This is a genomic window from Nocardia jejuensis NBRC 103114 (assembly GCF_001613145.1).
In the GTDB taxonomy this organism is placed as follows: domain Bacteria; phylum Actinomycetota; class Actinomycetes; order Mycobacteriales; family Mycobacteriaceae; genus Nocardia; species Nocardia jejuensis.
Genome location: NZ_BDBU01000063.1, coordinates 12,094 through 28,767 on the forward strand (window position 1 = coordinate 12,094; position 16,674 = coordinate 28,767).

19 protein-coding genes are annotated in these 16,674 nt (G+C 66.2%); 6 read left to right on the forward strand and 13 right to left on the reverse strand.

The genetic code is table 11. The annotated features are described in order from the left end of the window. Positions 1 to 28: 28 nt before the first annotated feature. From NJ1_RS35160 to sigJ, 8 genes are all read right to left on the reverse strand, one after another. The gene (locus tag NJ1_RS35160) at positions 29 to 1,480 is read right to left on the reverse strand and encodes a flavin-containing monooxygenase (protein WP_067703782.1); all 1,452 of its coding nucleotides are present in this window, start codon (positions 1,478 to 1,480) and stop codon (positions 29 to 31) included. 138 nt (positions 1,481 to 1,618) lie between these two features. Beyond that, a complete protein-coding gene (locus tag NJ1_RS39550) occupies positions 1,619 to 1,786 on the reverse strand; it encodes a hypothetical protein (protein WP_157574538.1) in 168 nt (55 codons plus the stop codon). Between the two features lie 332 nt (positions 1,787 to 2,118). Then, complete coding sequence (locus tag NJ1_RS35165; protein WP_067703785.1) at positions 2,119 to 2,391, reverse strand: hypothetical protein; 273 nt, start codon at positions 2,389 to 2,391, stop codon at positions 2,119 to 2,121. A gap of 507 nt (positions 2,392 to 2,898) precedes the next feature. Next, complete coding sequence (locus tag NJ1_RS35170) at positions 2,899 to 3,261, reverse strand: SH3 domain-containing protein (RefSeq protein WP_067703788.1); 363 nt, start codon at positions 3,259 to 3,261, stop codon at positions 2,899 to 2,901. Between the two features lie 388 nt (positions 3,262 to 3,649). After that, positions 3,650 to 4,126, reverse strand: a complete 477-nt coding sequence (locus NJ1_RS35175) for a hypothetical protein (RefSeq protein ID WP_157574540.1) — start codon at positions 4,124 to 4,126, stop codon at positions 3,650 to 3,652. Positions 4,127 to 4,409: 283 nt separating this feature from the next. Continuing rightward, complete coding sequence (locus NJ1_RS35180) at positions 4,410 to 4,604, reverse strand: hypothetical protein (protein ID WP_067703795.1); 195 nt, start codon at positions 4,602 to 4,604, stop codon at positions 4,410 to 4,412. 23 nt (positions 4,605 to 4,627) lie between these two features. Next, positions 4,628 to 5,044 carry a hypothetical protein gene (locus tag NJ1_RS35185; protein WP_157574542.1) on the reverse strand — a complete coding sequence of 139 codons (417 nt, stop codon included), beginning with the start codon at positions 5,042 to 5,044 and terminating at the stop codon, positions 4,628 to 4,630. Between the two features lie 119 nt (positions 5,045 to 5,163). Then, a complete protein-coding gene (gene sigJ / locus NJ1_RS35190) occupies positions 5,164 to 6,048 on the reverse strand; it encodes an RNA polymerase sigma factor SigJ (RefSeq protein WP_067703801.1) in 885 nt (294 codons plus the stop codon). A 138-nt stretch (positions 6,049 to 6,186) separates the two neighbouring features. Here sigJ and NJ1_RS35195 point away from each other — a divergent pair, with 138 nt between their 5' ends. From NJ1_RS35195 to NJ1_RS35205, 3 genes are read left to right on the forward strand one after another with little or no spacing between them, the layout of a single operon-like run. Next, positions 6,187 to 6,759, forward strand: a complete 573-nt coding sequence (locus tag NJ1_RS35195) for an NADPH-dependent FMN reductase (protein ID WP_067703804.1) — start codon at positions 6,187 to 6,189, stop codon at positions 6,757 to 6,759. Positions 6,760 to 6,776: 17 nt separating this feature from the next. After that, positions 6,777 to 7,217, forward strand: coding sequence for a YybH family protein (locus NJ1_RS35200; protein WP_067703807.1), 441 nt, complete (start codon positions 6,777 to 6,779; stop codon positions 7,215 to 7,217). Between the two features lie 52 nt (positions 7,218 to 7,269). Then, positions 7,270 to 8,319, forward strand: coding sequence for an AraC family transcriptional regulator (locus NJ1_RS35205; RefSeq protein ID WP_067703810.1), 1,050 nt, complete (start codon positions 7,270 to 7,272; stop codon positions 8,317 to 8,319). A 3-nt stretch (positions 8,320 to 8,322) separates the two neighbouring features. On the opposite strand, the gene NJ1_RS35210 is transcribed toward NJ1_RS35205, so the two are convergent. The 4 genes from NJ1_RS35210 to NJ1_RS35225 all read right to left on the reverse strand — a co-directional run bounded on the left by NJ1_RS35210 (position 8,323) and on the right by NJ1_RS35225 (position 12,331). Further along, positions 8,323 to 9,102, reverse strand: a complete 780-nt coding sequence (locus tag NJ1_RS35210; RefSeq protein WP_067703813.1) for a metallophosphoesterase — start codon at positions 9,100 to 9,102, stop codon at positions 8,323 to 8,325. A gap of 136 nt (positions 9,103 to 9,238) precedes the next feature. Further along, a complete protein-coding gene (locus tag NJ1_RS35215) occupies positions 9,239 to 10,027 on the reverse strand; it encodes an RluA family pseudouridine synthase (protein WP_067703816.1) in 789 nt (262 codons plus the stop codon). Between the two features lie 78 nt (positions 10,028 to 10,105). Further along, positions 10,106 to 11,473 (reverse strand): WS/DGAT/MGAT family O-acyltransferase, encoded by a 1,368-nt coding sequence (locus NJ1_RS35220; RefSeq protein ID WP_067703819.1) that lies wholly within the window; start codon positions 11,471 to 11,473, stop codon positions 10,106 to 10,108. Between the two features lie 81 nt (positions 11,474 to 11,554). Next, a complete protein-coding gene (locus NJ1_RS35225; protein ID WP_067703822.1) occupies positions 11,555 to 12,331 on the reverse strand; it encodes a HalD/BesD family halogenase in 777 nt (258 codons plus the stop codon). Between the two features lie 183 nt (positions 12,332 to 12,514). On the opposite strand from NJ1_RS35225, the gene NJ1_RS35230 reads away from it, so the two are divergent. Continuing rightward, positions 12,515 to 13,372: an LLM class flavin-dependent oxidoreductase gene (locus tag NJ1_RS35230; RefSeq protein ID WP_067703825.1), complete on the forward strand. Its 858-nt coding sequence runs from the start codon at positions 12,515 to 12,517 to the stop codon at positions 13,370 to 13,372. 101 nt (positions 13,373 to 13,473) lie between these two features. Here NJ1_RS35230 and NJ1_RS35235 read toward each other — a convergent pair whose 3' ends face one another. Beyond that, entirely contained in the window at positions 13,474 to 13,872 is a 399-nt protein-coding gene (locus NJ1_RS35235) for a hypothetical protein (protein ID WP_067703828.1), read from the reverse strand. A gap of 420 nt (positions 13,873 to 14,292) precedes the next feature. Between NJ1_RS35235 and ctaD the strand changes: the two genes are divergently transcribed. Both ctaD and NJ1_RS35245 read left to right on the forward strand, forming a co-directional pair. Next, complete coding sequence (gene ctaD / locus NJ1_RS35240; protein ID WP_067703867.1) at positions 14,293 to 16,029, forward strand: aa3-type cytochrome oxidase subunit I; 1,737 nt, start codon at positions 14,293 to 14,295, stop codon at positions 16,027 to 16,029. A 3-nt stretch (positions 16,030 to 16,032) separates the two neighbouring features. Beyond that, on the forward strand, positions 16,033 to 16,650 hold the full coding sequence (locus tag NJ1_RS35245) for a zinc-binding dehydrogenase (RefSeq protein ID WP_084479186.1): 618 nt from the start codon (positions 16,033 to 16,035) through the stop codon (positions 16,648 to 16,650). Positions 16,651 to 16,674 lie beyond the last annotated feature (24 nt).

Here is a 16,674-nt window from a genome sequence, read left to right on the forward strand (position 1 = left end):
CCCTCGCGAGCTGCCGCGGGTGAGTCGCCTACCCCGCGCCGGTGAGTCGATAGTCCGACAATTTCACTCGGCGAGTGCGTCGCCGGTAGCTGCGGGTGGTTCCCGGCCAGTTGTTGGTTATCCGTCCCGAGGCGGTCCGATACCAGCTGCTGCAGAAGTTCCACGGCGTCCGCGAGAGTCGTTCCTGCAGTGCGTCGTTGTACTCCCGCTCGATGTCCGCCTTCACCTCGAGGTACTGCCCCGGCCGCTCCGCGAGCACCTGCACCGCGTGCCGGATGTACCGGGCCTGCGATTCGAGCATGTAGATGATGGACCCCACCCCGAGATTGGTGTTCGGTCCGTACACCAGGAACAAATTCGGAAACTCCGGCACGGTGATCCCCAGATACGCGTGCGCCCCGCCCTCCCAGGCGTCCGAGAGGATCCGGCCGCCGCGTCCTCGAATCTTCATGGGCCACAAGAACTCCGTGCCCTTGAACCCGGTGCCGTAGATGATCACATCGGCCGGATGCACCACCCCGTCCGTGGTTCGCACTCCCTCGGCGACGATCTCGCTGATCCCGGTGGTCTCCAGGCTCACGTTCGGCTGGGTGAGCGCCGGGAAGTAGTCGTTGGAGAACAGGCCCCGCTTGCAGCCGATCGGATAGTCCGGCGTCAGCTCGGCCCGCAATTGCGGGTCGGTCACCTGTTCCTCGAGATGCCGCTGGGCCATCCCCGACACCAGCCGGATGATTCCGGGGAACTCCACCAGCCCCAGCGCCACGAACTCGCCGATGGCCCACCACGAAAAGCGTTCCGCCGAAGGCATTCCCGGCATCTCGATCAGTACTCGCTGATGCACCGGCTTGTAGTCGGTGTCGAATTTCGGCAACACCCACGCTGCGGTCCGCTGGAACAGCGTCAGCTCCGCCACCTGCGGCTGAATCTCCGGAATGAACTGAATCGCGCTGGCCCCGGTGCCGATACAGGCCACCCGCTTCCCCGCGAGATCGACCTTGTGATCCCACTGCGCCGAGTGGAACGACTCGCCGCCGAACGCCCCGACCCCCGGAATATCCGGCATCGCGGGCCGGGACAGCTGCCCCACGGCCGAAATCACCACATCGACGGTCCGCGCCACCCCGTCCGAGGTGAGCACCGTCCACTTCCCGGTGCTCTCGTCGAATTCGGCCGCACTGACCTCGGCCCCGAACTCGATGTGCTCGAACAGCCCGTGCCGCTCCGCAACCCCCCGCGCGTACGCGTAGATGTCCTCTCGCTCCGAATACCGCTGCCGCCACTTCGGTTTCGGCTCGTGCGAATACGAGTACAGGGGTGAGGGAACGTCACACGCCGCCCCGGGATAGGTGTTCTCCCGCCACACCCCACCCAGATCCGCCGCCCGCTCCAGAATCGTGAACTCCCGAAACCCGTTCCGCTGCAATTCCACAGCCATCCCGAGCCCCCCGAACCCGGCACCGATGATCACGATCGACGGCATGTGGCCCTCCTCACAAAGACTCCCTCCACTCTAGGAGCGACCACCGGTTTTGGTGGCCGACCCAATTGAGATTTCCGGCCGACAATCCACCCCGCACTCACCCGCGCCGCGCGTTGTTCCGACCTGAGCCTCGAGCGATCACCGGACTCGAATGATCCACCGCTGATACGTCTCCGCGGGCTCCACGGTGATCAGGTCCGCCACCGCGACCAGCCGCGTCGGAGTGAGATCACCGAAATGCCCGAGGTTCGGCGTGATGACGGCCTCCGCATCCGCCCCGCGCACCACCTTGAGCATGATCACCACCGCCGACTCACCGGAACGAAAGTCCGGCCACGTTCACGCTCCAGCCACTCTCTGATATCGGCTACGGATCTCCCACTCCGATGCCGCGCGGTATCGGAGAAATCGACGCTGACAAGCAAAGCAGCGAGCTGCGCCGCAGCCACAATCACCAGAGCGAAGACGGTATCCATCGGAAGTCTCCTGGTCCTCGGTGGAGTAGAGATCGTGCGAGGTACTCAGGTTCGGGCCGGAGGTGTGACGCCGACAATGGCACTTTCGGTTCGAGGGCTTTCGAAGTGCCACAACCGGTCCGGCATGCGAACGACGATGCAGCGTCGAATTCCGTACGGGGTTCAGTATTCCAAGTGGATCAGGTCCGCGAGGTCGCGCATGTCGTCGGTGAGTGTGCGGCGCTTGGCGATCATCCGGCCCACGAGGTCTCGCGCGATGCGCTGTTCGGCGAGCCACGGCCGGGCTTCACGGGCAAGCTGGTGGAGGATCTCGAAGGCGTTGTCGTAGCGCCGCAGGTCCAGATGGGCAGAGGCGACGTCGAGCAGGTGCCGGTTGCGGTTGTCCGATGTCGGCCGCAGTCCTGCGGGGACCTCCAGCGCGAGGCGCAGTGCCAAGTCCGGTTGCTCGTCGACGACGGCATTCTCGGCTGTGATCGATGGCCGATTCGGTCGGATCGAATTCGTCTGACAGGGAGGTTCGGCTCGCGGGGGACGAGCCGAACCCTGGGGTTCACCAGCCGGAGCCGGAACCGCCTGATCCCGTGTTGGCCAGGATGGTGCCGATAACCATCTGTGCGAGTCCGGCGATCACGCCAAGAAATTCCACGCTGTCCTCCGACTATCTCGTCGCCGCTTGTCCGGCGTAGCCGTGAACCTAACCTAGCAACCGACCAAAAGAAACGTGTTTCAGAAAATCAATCCCAGGTCCAACAGGTTGATCGCCCTGTCCGATCCGCCTCTCGACCGCTCTCAGCTACTGGGCGGGAATCAATCCTCCGACGTAACGCGATGTGGCAGTTGACTATTCGCGACGACTCCCGCCGTCCCCGTCTCGAGGGTTGCCAGATCGGCGCTACCGACGGCCACCATCGGTATCCAAGCCCCACGAGAGCATCGGGGAAATCAGCACTTGGCAACGGCGGTGTAGGAGCCGAGGTTGCTTCGCGATATCCACCCTTTGGTGCCCGGGAAGGCCTGGATCCAGGCCCAGGCGTTGCCCGCGTCGTTGGTTTGCCAGCAGTAGATCTTCACCTGAAGGCCCTGCACCACCGTGGCTCCGGTCTTCGAACAGCTCGTCGAGTTTCCGCTGTAGAGGTTGTAGCTGCTGTAGGGGCCGTCCACGGTTGTATCGCGAGCCACCGTGGTCCCGGTGTTGACAGTCCAGTTACATGCCTGCTGTGCCTGCGCGACTGGTGTGCCGAGGAAGGCCGATATGCCGGTCGAGCCGGCGGTCAGTGCGGCGGCCAGCAGAATTCTTGTCTTCATTCCGAGTACCTCTTGCTCCCGAGCCGATCCGAGCGGTTGCTTGGTCTTGGAAACGTAAGTGCACCAATAAATTTCGCCAAGTGGCATCATGTTGCCAAACGACAAAATTTCACATTCACGAAAATGGCGCTGTCCGGTGTGCGTACCGGGCCGATTCGAGCACCGGAGCGATCGGTAGCGCCGGACGACGCCCTCGATCGAAGGCCGCGATGGCGGCCTGAGACCGTACCGACTACCGACCGGAGCGAGATTCTCGGCCGCACGCCGACCCGTCGGCTGTAGTCGGCCCGACGGAAGCCGAATAGCCGTACCGGCTCTGGGCACAAACGAATTCCGGCAGCCGAATCGAATTCGACTGCCGGAATACGGAAGAACTATGCCCGGGGGATCAGGGCAGAACCTGCGGAACGATGGTCGGGGCGACCGCGCCGACGATCAGGCCGACAAGTGCACCCTGGAAGGCCGGTCCGAGGGCGCACAGCGGAATCAGCAGAATGCCCACCACGGTTGCGGCGCAGACGACCGCTCCGAATACGGCTCCGACGATCGCACCCGCGGCCGCACCATTGGCCAGCGGATCATGGTTGGCGGCTTCGGGATTGGTGGCGATGTCCTGCGGGCCGGTGGCGGCCACGTCCTGGGCGATCTCCGGAGCTGCGGGCTGCTCGGCGACCGGCGCGACCACGGCCTCGGCGACCGGCGCGACCTGCGGAGCCGGCGCCAGCTGCACGACGGCGGCCGACTGCGGGGCGGCCTCCACGGCATCGGCGGACGCCGCACCGGCACCGGCGAAAGTAGCCGCGACCGCGAGCGGCAACGCCGCGACAAGAGCCTTACGACCGAAATTGCGCATAGTCCGACGCATGATTGTTCCCTGTCCTCCCCGATCCTGTGCGGCGAACACTATTGGCCCACAGGACGTTTGACGTTGCGAATTGCAACGGAACAAGTTCTATCCGACACCGCCGCCCGAATCAAATCCCCCGAAACCATTCCCGACTTGACGAAATGTGTTCGCCGACACAGTCATTGACCGTCGTTATCGATTTCGCGTTCCTGCGCACCGGTCACGGCCGGAGAATATCCCCGGCCGTGACGTCGAACGGTTTCGCGAGCTCGAATACTTCGATCCGATCGAACGATGGTGGCTAAGCCGAGGGGCTGGCGATCAGGCACCACAGCCCGATCAGCGGATCGAGGTCGCACCAGCCCCCGGCGACGGGCTCGTTCGAGGGTGCTGCGGGTGTTTCGAGGGGGAGGGGAGCGGCGGTTGCGGCTCCGGCTCCGGCGAGGGATGCGGCGGTGATGAGGGTCGCGACGAAGAGTCGGCGTGGTGCGGACATGTCAGAACTCCTGGGGGATCGAATCAACTGACGACACAGGCGGAACCGAGGTTGACGCCGGTGCCGATGTTCACCGGCTGGCGGATCTGGGAGGTGGCGTTCGGCTGGATCGCGTAGAGGTAGGTGGGCTTGGTGGAGGACGGGGTCCAGGTCGCCTTCGCGACACCGCCGGACGGCTTGGCATCGGCGAAACCGGTGGGTCCCTGGCCTTCTTCGAAGAAGTAGACGGTTTGGCTGTCGTCGTCCACCGAGACCGTCACCGTGTAGGAGCAGCCCGTGCCGAAGCTGTGAGCGCCGAAGGTCGGCGAGGGTGCGATCGCGATACCGGTGACGGTCGCCGAGGCGGGCGCGGCGAACGCGGTCACGCTTGCCGCGACGCCGAGTACGGCGACTCCGACGGCGTTGCGAATCAAATTGGACGACTTCATGTTTCGTGTCATGGTGGGGGAGTGTCCTCCGGGTGCATGTGGAAACCATTGTCCCGAAACTTGTTTCGGGTAATAGCTATATGTTGTCAACCGCCGGAGTCTCGACACCATCGGGCACATGCCCTATATCCCTACATCCAGACCCTCAACTTCTCCGGATTGCGGATCGCCCAGATGCGCGTGATGCGAGCGTCGGCGATGTCGAAGGCGTAGACCGAGACGGTGACGCCGTCGACCTGCGCCACCAACCCGGGCTGCCCGTTCACGGTGCGCTCGACGAGGGTCGGTAGGGAGTTTCGTGCGGCGATCTCCATCCAGGTGCGGGCGATCCGGTCGCCGCCGACGATCGGATGGAAGAACGCGGGGACCAGCCCGCCGCTGTCGGCGGTCGCGATCGCCTGCGGATCCAGCAGCGCGACAAGGGCTTCGATGTTCGTTGTCTCCCATGCGTGCTTGAACGCCCTGACCACACCGGCCCGCTCGTCGGTCGACGGACTGCGCGAGGTGCGGATCCGACCCCGGGCGGACGAGGCCAGCTGGCGGCAGGCGGCGGGCGTGCGGCCGACGACCTCGGCGACTTCGGCGAAGGAGTAGCGGAACACGTCGTGCAGGACGAAGGCCACCCGCTCGGCGGGGGTCATGGAATCCAGGACGACCAGAAACGCCATGCTGATCGACTCGTCGAGGGTGACCCGATCGGCCGGATCGGCCGGAACCGGACCACCGAGCCATTCGGCCCGATCCGGCACCGGCTCCGGAATCCATTCCCCCACATAACTTTCCCGGCGCGCACGGGCGGACCCGAGCAGATCCAGGCAGATCCGCCCCGCGACCGTCGTGAACCACGCCCCCGGCGTGTGAACCTCACGGCGCTGTAGTTCGGACAGCGCGTACCAGCGCGCGTAGGTCTCCTGCACCACGTCCTCGGCCTCCGCCAGCGAGCCGAGCAGCCGGTAGGCGAGGTTGATCAGCCGACGGCGTTCGCTGATCACCACGGGCAACTCCGGATCTGTCATGGTGCGCACTCCTTCGGTCGGCTCGAGCCCTTGTTCATCTGACGAATCAGCGACCCGAATTGTGAGGCGGCCTGACATTCCGGTCGGCTGCGTCGTCGGAAGAGTGTGAACATTTCCGGCAGAGCAGGAGCATCGGACATGACCCGAATCGCGATCATCCTCGGTAGTACTCGTCCCAAACGTAACGGCCCGCAGGTCGCCCGGTGGGTGCTGGAGGCCGCCTCGGCCCGCACGGACGCGGAATTCGAACTGATCGACCTGCGCGATCACCCCCTGCCACACCTGGACGAGGCGGTCGCCCCGATGTTCGGCCCGTCGGTCAACGAGCACACCCGTGCCTGGGCCGAGCGGATCGCCCCCTTCGACGGCTACGTCATCGTGACTCCGGAGTACAACTACTCCGTTCCGGGCGTGCTGAAGAACGCCCTCGATCACCTCTTCGCCGAATGGGGCAACAAGGCAGTCGGTTTCGTCTCCTACGGCGCCGGTGGCGGCATCCGCGCCGTGGAACATCTGCGCTCGATCTGCACCGCCCTGGGCATGGCCGATGTGGGACGTCAGGTCGTGGTCTCTGTGCTCACCGATTTCGAGAACTACACGGTCTTCACCCCGCGCGAACGTCACGCCGCCGACCTGACCGCGATGCTCGATCAACTCGTCACCTGGAGCGCCGCCCTCGCACCGGTGCGCGCCCCGATCGCCGTCGGCTGACCAGAAAGGAACGACCAATGCCTGATCGACGCGAATCGAACGATGCCGCGATCACCGCGCAGCTCGGCGCACTCATCGAAGGAATCGAGTCCGCCGATCTCGACGCCCTGATGCGCCTGTACTCCGCCGACGTCGTCTCCTTCGACGTCGAACCCCCACTTCAGCACGTCGGCACCGCCGCGAAATCGAAGAACTGGGCCAAGGTCTTCACCTTCTTCGAGAAACCGACCTACGAGCTGCGAGACCTGACCCTCACCGTCGGTCAGGACGTGGCCTTCGCGCACGCCTTCGGCCGCCTCGGCGGCACCCTGCGCGGCGGTCCGACCGTCACGGGCATGTGGGTCCGGGCCACCTTCGGCTTCCGCAAGCTCGACGGCGTCTGGCTGATCACCCACGACCAGGTCTCGGTCCCGTTCGATATGTCCACCGGTCAGGGCGTCACCGACCTCGAACCCTGATCGCTGCCGGGCCCCCGCCCACCGCATCGAGAATTTCGGCCATACTTTCCCTATGAGTACGGTGCAGGAGGCGGGGATCCGGGACTGGGACTTCGCGCGCGGGATAGCGAGCGTCCTGCTCATGGTCGGCTACGCGCGCGATCACGGCGTGCCGGTCGCCCGAATGTTGCAGGGCAGCGGCCTGAGCGAAGCGACGCTCACCGATCCGGACGCGCAGATCGACGCGCGCACCGAGTTGGCCGTCATCCGCAACCTGGTGCGAGAACTGGGCGACCGGCCGAACCTCGGTCTGGAGGTCGGCCGCCGCTACCGGATCACCACCTTCGGCATCTTCGGTTTCGCCTGTGTCAGCAGCCCGACGCTGGGCGAGGCCATCGCGTTCGCGCTGCGCTACCTGGAACTGAGCTTCACCTTCTGTATCCCCGAAGCACGCTGGCAGCCGGGCGAATTCGTGGCCCGCATCCACGACGAACGAGTGCCCGCGGATGTGCGCCGATTCCTGGTCGAACGCGACGTCACCGCCATGCATCAGATGCTGTGCGACCTGGTCGGCCATCGACTGGAGCTGATGCGGGCGGAGTTCGACTACCCGGCTCCGTCCGACACCGACCAGTACCTCGAAATCTACGGTCTGCTACCGCGTTTCGAGCAGCCGAAGAATCTCCTGTCGATCGATCCCGCGGTACTGGAGAAGCCGCTCCCGCAGGCCAACGAACACACCTGGGCCATGTGCCTGGCGCAGTGCCGTGATCTGGTGTCGCGCCGCCGCGCCCGCACCGGCATAGCGGCCGAGGTGCGCGAGCGCCTGGTCCCGCGCGGCGGCGTGGACGGGTTCGCGGTCCCGCCCGGAATCGACGTCGTGGCAAGGGATCTCAATATGAGCACCCGCACGCTGCGCCGGCACCTGGATACCGCGGGCACCAGCTACCGCCAGCTCCTGGACGAGGTACGGCGCGCGCTGGCCGAGGAAATGCTCACGGCCACACCACTTTCGGTGAGCGATGTGGCGATCCGGCTGGGCTACGCGGAGGCCTCGACCTTCATCCACGCCTTCAAACGCTGGACCGGCACCACTCCGTCGGCCTACCGCCGCAGCGTGTGATCCTCAATCCAGCGGTTCGCCGAGCCATCCGCCCATGGCGATCGGCCGGAACATCGACAGCAGCGCGCCGTCCTTGATCGAGTGGAACACCAGCGACGGATCCGGTGCGAAGTCGATCGGCACGTGACCCGGTCGCGCGGTCTCCCACTCGCAGCCGATGGTGGAGGACACGCTCGGCGCGACGATCAGCGGCTTGCCCGCGAACTGCGCCATCAACCCCGCGTGCACATGCCCGGTCAGCACCGCGAGAATCCGGTCGTCACCGGCCACAATCTCGGCCAGCCGCTCCGGATTGGTGAGCCGGATCGGATCGGTCACCGTGGACTGCACGGGAATCGGCGGATGATGCATGGCCACCAGCACCGATTCATCCTCGGCGGTCTCGGCCAGCGCCGTGGTCAGGAACTCGAAGGTCTCCTCGGCCAGTAACCCCTCGGCCTTGCCCGGAATGCTCGAATCGAGCAGCACCAGGGTCACCTCGTCCGCCCGGAACACCTGATTGATCGGCTCGTAGCTGGAGGCTTCCTCGAACAGCACGGTGCGCATATTGCCGCGATCATCGTGATTGCCGGGCAGGATCAGCACCGGCACATCCGCTACCAGCGCCGCCCGCGCCTGCTGGTACTCCTCGATCTCGCCCTCGTCGGCGATGTCCCCCGTGACCACGATGACGTCCGGTCGCTGCGGCAGCTCGGCGAGGAAGGCCATAACCCGTTCGGCGCGTTCGTTGTTCCGTGCGCCCATGTCGAAGTGGGTGTCACTGAGCTGTGCCAGCAGAACCATCGGTGTTCGCTTTCTGTGAATGGCCGCATCATTGCGCCCGATCGCGCCGCAAACCTCGCGGGCACCCCATCGAGGCTAGTTGACCTGCCGGGATACGGTCTCGGTGAGACTCGCCACCGAATATAGCGATTTCACATCAATGGCGGATGTCGGTGACTCCGGTCATGAGTTCGCTTGCCTTGCTCAGCAGTTGCTCCGGAGCGTCGTTCACGGGCACCCCGTCGATGTTCCAGAAGTCCGCTCCCGGGTGGGCCTCGAGATCCAGCACCGCCGGATCTCGCCACGACGCCTCCAGACCGAGTCGCCAGGAATGCAGATGCGTCCGGGGATACGCCCCGGACCTGTCGAAGAGCGGATCGCCGACGATCGCGTGTCCGATCCACGCCAGGTGTACGCGAATCTGATGCCGTCGCCCGGTGATCGGCCGCAGCGCCAGCACGGTGTGCGTCTGGGTGCGGGCCAGCGTCGCGAACTCCGTGATCGACGGATAGTTCTTGCCCGCCAGCAGATCTCGCTCGTCCACCCGCCAGGCGTCACCGTCGCGCGCGATGCTCTCGCGCGGCGCGGCGATCCGCACCCGGTTCTTGCGACCCACGCTCAGCGGCAGATCGATCACTCCGCGCTCGGGGAGTTCGGTGCCGACGACCACCGCGAGATACGCCTTGGCCGCCGTGCGCTTGTTGAATTGCCGGGTCAGCTCCCCGTGCGCGGGCAATTGTTTGGCCAGCAGCACCAGCCCCGAGGTCACCTTGTCGATCCGATGCACCGGGTAGAGCGTCTCACCGAGCGCGGCCGCCATCTCCACGATGTCGGTGTCGTGTCGCTCGCCCGTCACCGAGATCCCCGCGGGCTTGTTCAAGGCGAGGACGGCGTCATCCTCGGTGATCAGGCACTGGGTGCGCAGCTCGGGCCAGGACGTCTCCACCGGGGCCAGCGTAGTGACCGTGCTTGTGCCGCTCGCCCCGGCCCATCGGACTGTCGGACGCGGGGCGGCGGATCCGGCTCAGGCGACCGCGCGCTCGAGTTCGGCGAGACCGGCCTCCAGATGATCGGGGAAGCGATCGAGGTCGGGGACCGTGCGACGGCAGCCGACGATGCCGAAGTCGAGGTTCTCGCTATTGCTGGTGAGCGTGATGTTCATGGCCTGCGAATCGAACGGAATCGACAGCGGGTAGTTGCTGTCCAGCCTCGCGCCCTGCATGTAGACCGGCTTGCGCGGCCCGGGCACATTCGAGATCACCAGGTTGAACGGCATGCGGGGCAGGCCCTCGAAGCCGGGTATCACCGAGACGCCCAGCGGTGTCATCAGCAGAGCGGACAGCGCCATCGCCTCCAGCTTCGGCAGCTGGGTGAAGACCTGCTTGGTCTCGCGCATCGAGGTGCTGATCGCGGTGAGTCGCTCGATCGGATCGTCCAGGTGGGTGGCCAGGTTCGCCAGGCAGGCCGCGACGATATTGCCTTCGGACGCATCGGATTCCGCGGCGCTGCGAATATTGACCGGCACCATGGCGATCAGCGGGTCGGCGGGCAGGGCGTCGTGCTCGATCAGGTACGCGCGCAATGCCGCCGCGCTCATGGCGAGCACGACATCGTTGACCGTCGCACCGGTGGCCGTGCGAATCGCGTTGACCCGCTCCATCGGCCAGCTTCGCACGGCGATGCTGCGCGCCCCGCCGATCGGCACATTGAACATGGTGGGCGGCGCGGTCATGGGCAGGGTGAGCCGGCCGTCGATGATTCCGCGCAGCGGCGTCGCGATCGAACGGCTGTTGCGGATGATTCGCGGCAGGGCCCGGCGCAGTTGCTGCCAGGGGCTGTCGACGTGCTCGGCCTCGAAGGCGTCCTTGGTGACGGGCGGCGGAGTGACCCACGGGACGCGGACCCGGGTGTCGAGCGGATCGTCGGTGAGTGTGCGCTGCAGCAGTCGCATGGCCGAGACGCCGTCGATGAGCGCGTGATGCATCTTGACGTAGACGGCGAAGCGGCCGTCGTCGAGTCCCTCGATGAGCCGGGTCTCCCACAGCGGGCGATGCCGGTCCAGCAGCTGCCCGTGTAGTCGTTCGGTCAGGTCCAGCAGGTCGCCCATGCCGCCGGGGGAGGGCAGCGCGCTGCGCCGCACGTGATAGTGCAGGTCCACATTTTCCGCGTGTGACCAGGCCAGACTCGAGAAGCCGCCGAACATGCGGCTGGGATGCCTGCGGAATCGGGGGCGCACCTCGGTGGCCGCGGCCATGGTTTCGTAGAGCTCGCGAGCGAACTCGGGACCCGCGTCGGCGGGCGGCTCGAACAGCTGCAGGCCGCCCACGTGCATGGGATGCTCGCGAGATTCGAAGGCCAGGAAGATCGCGTCGAGAGGGTTGAGAAAATCCATCGGTTTCGCCTAACCGGTGGGCCGGAAGCCCGGAGTGGGGATACGGTCAGGCGACGCTGCCCCCGCTGCGGTAGTGGTGAATCAGGTTATCACCGTGTCGTATTCGTCATAACCCGACGCGCGTTGTGTAAACCCACACCGGCGTGTGCTGGAGGATTGCTCACGTTCTATATCCGCCCGGGACGCGAAGGCCATGCTGAGGATGGTGCGGCGGCCGTGCGCGAACGGGTGAACCCGGTGCAGCGTGGTGTCGGCCCGAATCAGGTAGAGGTCACCGGGATTGAGCTCCCAGGAGCGAATCGGATTGCGGGTCAGCGTGCGGTAGATGTCGGAGTGGTCCCAGTCCCGCCGGGTGTGCGCCACCGTCTGCACGAAACCGCCGTCCTGCAGCGGCGGGCACTCGACCACCAGGATGAAGGCGAAAGCGTAGTCGTCCCAATGCCAGCGGCCCGGATCGTCGCTGTGATGCCGCCGCGAAACCCCGTACCGCCGAGCCACCGGATGCGGCAGCACCGATTCGTCGGCGACCACGGACAGCATGTGCCGCAACGGTTCACAGTCGTACAGCAGGGGGATGGCCTGCGCGCCTCCCCGGACCTCCTGTGAACCGATGTCGATCCGCTGCCGTGCCGCAGGCTCACCGCCCTCGGCGTTCTCCCGCGATTCGTCCCACTGCCGATGGTGATCGACCAGGGTCAGCGCCTCGGCGGCGAGCATGCGTTTGACCCGGTGCGGGAGCAGGAAGCCGAGGCGGGCGATGCCGCTCTCCGCCAGTCGGTCTCGTGCGTGGGTGAGCGCGGCGGGATCTATCCGGGACAGATGTCGCCGCGCCGTGTCGAGCGTGCTGTTGGGCTGCACCCGGCAATTGTAATCCGTTGCCTGCCAACGAATGTGGATTCGGATTGCCGCTTGATCACAATCCGACACGCGCGGGTGAGATCAGCTGCGCGCGGTGGGTCCCGAGTTCGGGTCGCGGACTCGCCGGAACGACGGGGGCAGGGCTGGAACGGGCAGGTCAGCAAGGGTAACTTGAAGTTCGCTATGGGCGACTATGGGCATGAGCTCAGGTTCGGGATCTTCGTTCCGCCCGAGGCGGCGCGCGGCCGCTCGCTGCTGCGACTGGTTCGTCTCGCCGACGAGTCCGGGCTCGACGTGCTCGCGGTGCAGGATCACCCGTACCAGCCCGCCTTCCTCGACACCTGGACTCTGCTGTCGTATCTGGCCGCGACCACCCGCAATCTCACCCTGATGCCCGCGGTCGCCAACCTCCCGCTCCGGCCGCCCGCCGTCCTGGCCCGCAGTGCCGCCAGCCTGGATCTGCTCAGCGGCGGCCGGGTCGAACTCGGCCTCGGCGCGGGTGCGTTCTGGGACGCGATCGAGGCGATGGGCGGTCAGCGCCGCACCCCCGGCCAGGCCCTCACCGCCCTGCGCGAGGCCGTGGCCGTGCTGCGCGCGCTGTGGGGGACCGAGGAACGCCTGCGCCTGGACGGTGACTTCTACCCGCTGCGCGGTGCGAAACCCGGTCCAGCCCCGGCACATCCGATCGGCATCTGGTTCGGCGTCTACGGCCCGCGCGCCCTGCGCCTGGCCGGTGAACTGGCCGACGGCTGGCTCGGTGGCTACGCCTACGCCCCGCCGGACACCCTCGCGGCCCACATGCACGCGATAGACGCCGGAGCCCGAGCCGCGGGCCGCGTCCCCGCCCTGATCCGGCGTGCCTACATCATCGACCCCTCGATGCCCCCGGCTCACCTCACCGACATCGCTCTCCGCGAAGGCGTCAGCGAATTCCTGCTGCCCGTCTCCCCGGACGGTGATCAGGCAACCCACCGCTTCGCCACGGAAACAGCCCCCGCTGTCCGTGCGGCGGTAGCGGCCGCGCGCGCCTCTTCCGGTTGAACCGATCGGGACGCGTCGTGAGGGGTTGCGACTCGTGACTTTCCGGCGTCCGAGCCGCACTTCGGCGACCCAGGGTCGAGAGCGCGCTCTCCGAGCTCGCTCTACCCGCGACCGAAGAGCTTGTTGTTGAGGATCTGCCGCAGCGGCGAGAGCGCCCCGTCGTAGGTGACCCGATCGGCGCGCACGGTGTGCAGGCTGGCGTCCCCGCGCTTGGGGTCCTCGCAGATGACGCGGAGCGTCTTGCTGCTGCGGTGCGGTCCGAGCGTGAGATCCACGGTGCCGTCGCTCGCGACCGTGCCCCAGGGCCCGCTCACGTCGGCGGCGGCGATCTGGCACTTGTAGCCGGATTTCTCCCCGCTCACATGGGCGGTGATCGCGGTGCGCCCCTGGATGACGGCCTTGGGCTGGCCATCCGCGGCGGCGGCGCCGGCGGCGAGTGCGGTGCCGATCATGCCGAGTACGACGGCGGTGGTGATGCGGGTGCGGAGCGAGCGGTTCATGGTTCTGATAATCAAGCCTGGTCCGTGAGGATTCTGTGACGTCAGCGGGTTAACCGAGGATGAATTGCGCGCCAAGACTCTCACCCCACGATCTGATCGTTGCGTTCCGTTCTCCGACAGTATCCGATAGCGATCGCCGCGCGAGCGGGCCCGATTCCCGCCCGGATGAATACCGACCGGTATCGCTGCACGTCACCGGGATGTCGGCGACCCGTCGATAGTTTGCGACACGCAGATTCGCCGGTACCGGACCGAACCGCGCTCCGAACCCGGCTTCTCACTGGTCGGCCGGAGTGTTCTCTGCCAGAATGCAATTGCTGTTAGTACGCTGAGTTGCCCCTCAGACCAGGGTGGCGCCGTTCATCGTGGGTTCCGGAGCCGGATCGTCTCGCGCTGCGGACCGACCTCCAGGAGGATGTGGTGACAGCCGTAGCTCCCAAGCCGGAAGCCGGATTACAGGCCTCCCGGCCTTATCCGCCTCGGCTGGGCCCCAAGGGTTCCTTTCTCTACAAGGCGGTGACGACGACCGATCCCAAGGTCCTCGGCGTCATGTACCTGACCACGGCCATCACGTTCTTCCTCATCGGTGGTCTGATGGCGCTGCTCATGCGCGGCGAACTGGCGCGACCGGGCATGCAGTTCCTTTCGACCGAACAGTTCAACCAGCTGTTCACCATGCACGGCACGATCATGCTGCTGTTCTACGCGACGGCCATCGTCTTCGGCTTCGCGAACGTGATCCTGCCGCTGCAGATCGGCGCGCCCGATGTGGCGTTCCCGCGCCTGAACGCCTTCAGCTACTGGCTGTACCTGTTCGGGGCGACCATGGCGACCGCCGGATTCGTGACCCCCGGTGGCGCGGCCGACTTCGGCTGGACCGCGTACACCCCGCTCTCGGACATCGTGCACTCCCCGGGCGTCGGCGCGGATCTGTGGATCCTGGGTCTGGCCGTCTCGGGTCTGGGCACCATTCTCGGTGGCGTCAACATGCTCACCACCGTGGTCTGCCTGCGCTGCCCCGGTATGACCATGTTCCGGATGCCGATCTTCACCTGGAACATCGCGATCACCAGCATCCTGGTCCTGCTGGCCTTCCCGCTGCTGACCGCGGCGCTGTTCGGCCTGGCGTACGACCGGCACCTCGGTGGTCACATCTACGACCCGGCCAACGGCGGCGCGATCCTGTACCAGCACCTGTTCTGGTACTTCGGGCATCCCGAGGTGTACATCATCGCGCTGCCGTTCTTCGGCATCGTCTCGGAGATCTATCCGGTGTTCAGCCGTAAGCCGATCTTCGGGTACACCACCCTGGTCTACGCGACCATGGCCATCGCGGCGCTGTCCATCGCGGTGTGGGCGCACCACATGTACGCGACGGGATCGGTTCTGCTGCCGTACTTCTCGTTCATGACCTTCCTGATCGCCGTGCCGACGGGCGTGAAGTTCTTCAACTGGATCGGCACCATGTGGAAGGGGCAGTTGACCTTCGAGACACCGATGCTGTGGTCCATCGGCTTCCTGGTGACCTTCCTCTTCGGTGGTCTCTCCGGCGTCATCCTGGCGTCGCCGCCGATCGACTTCCATGTCTCGGACTCGTATTTCGTTGTGGCGCACTTCCATTACGTGCTGTTCGGCACCATCGTGTTCGCGACGTTCGCGGGCATCTACTTCTGGTTCCCGAAGATGACCGGCCGCATGATGGACGAGCGCCTGGGCAAGTGGCACTTCTGGGCCACCTTCATCGGCTTCCACACCACCTTCCTGGTGCAGCACTGGCTGGGCAACGAGGGCATGCCGCGCCGGTACGCGGATTACCTTCCGACGGACGGGTTCACGGCGCTGAACACCATCTCCACCATCGGAGCGTTCATCCTGGGCGCGTCGATGCTGCCGTTCGTCTGGAACATCTTCAAGAGCTTCCGGTACGGCGAAGTGGTCACGGTGGACGATCCGTGGGGCTACGGCAATTCGCTCGAATGGGCGACCTCCTGCCCGCCGCCGCGGCACAACTTCTACGAGCTGCCGAAGATCCGTTCGGAACGTCCGGCGTTCGAGCTGCACTACCCGCACATGGTCGAGCGCATGCGCGCCGAGGCCCATGTCGGCTGGGGCTCGAAGTCGCACGACCTGCACGAGCCCATCGAGATCCCCGGCTGATCCATTCCCGGCTCTTCCACGCGGCACCCGTCCTCGCACGGGTGCCGCGTTCGTTTTCCGTGTGGCGTCGGGCATCTCGTGATCCAGGTGGCGCGGGCTCTGGGGGCGTCGCGGGTGGTCGCGGCGGTGGGCGACTCCGGCAAGGCCGACTTCCTGCGTGAGTGCGGCGCGGACGCGGTGGTGACGTACGGCGAGTCGTGGGGTGAGCCCGTCGACGTGCTTCTCGACGGCGTCGGCGGGGAGCTGCTGGGTCGGGGGCTGAATGCTCTTGCGCCGCAGGGTCGTCTGGTCGCCTTCAGTGCGGGTGGCGGCACGATCGACGCGGGTGACCTGCTCGCCGACCTGAAGACCGTCACCGGCTTCTCGATGGGGCTGCTGAGCCGCACCCGGCCCGAACTGCTGGATTCCTGGCGTGCGGAACTGTGGGAGCTGCTCGCCGCCGGACACCTGCGTCCGCGGCACACGGTGCTGCCGTGGGATCGGATCGCCGAGGGCATCGAACTCATCGAATCGCGCCGCAATCTCGGCCGCGTCGCGGTGCGGATCGAGGATCGAGCCGCGTCCTCGCCGGGTTACGGCGGTGCGGTGCGGCATCATTCGGCGATATCGGCGGCGGGCTGATCACTCGTCCACTTACGGCACGAA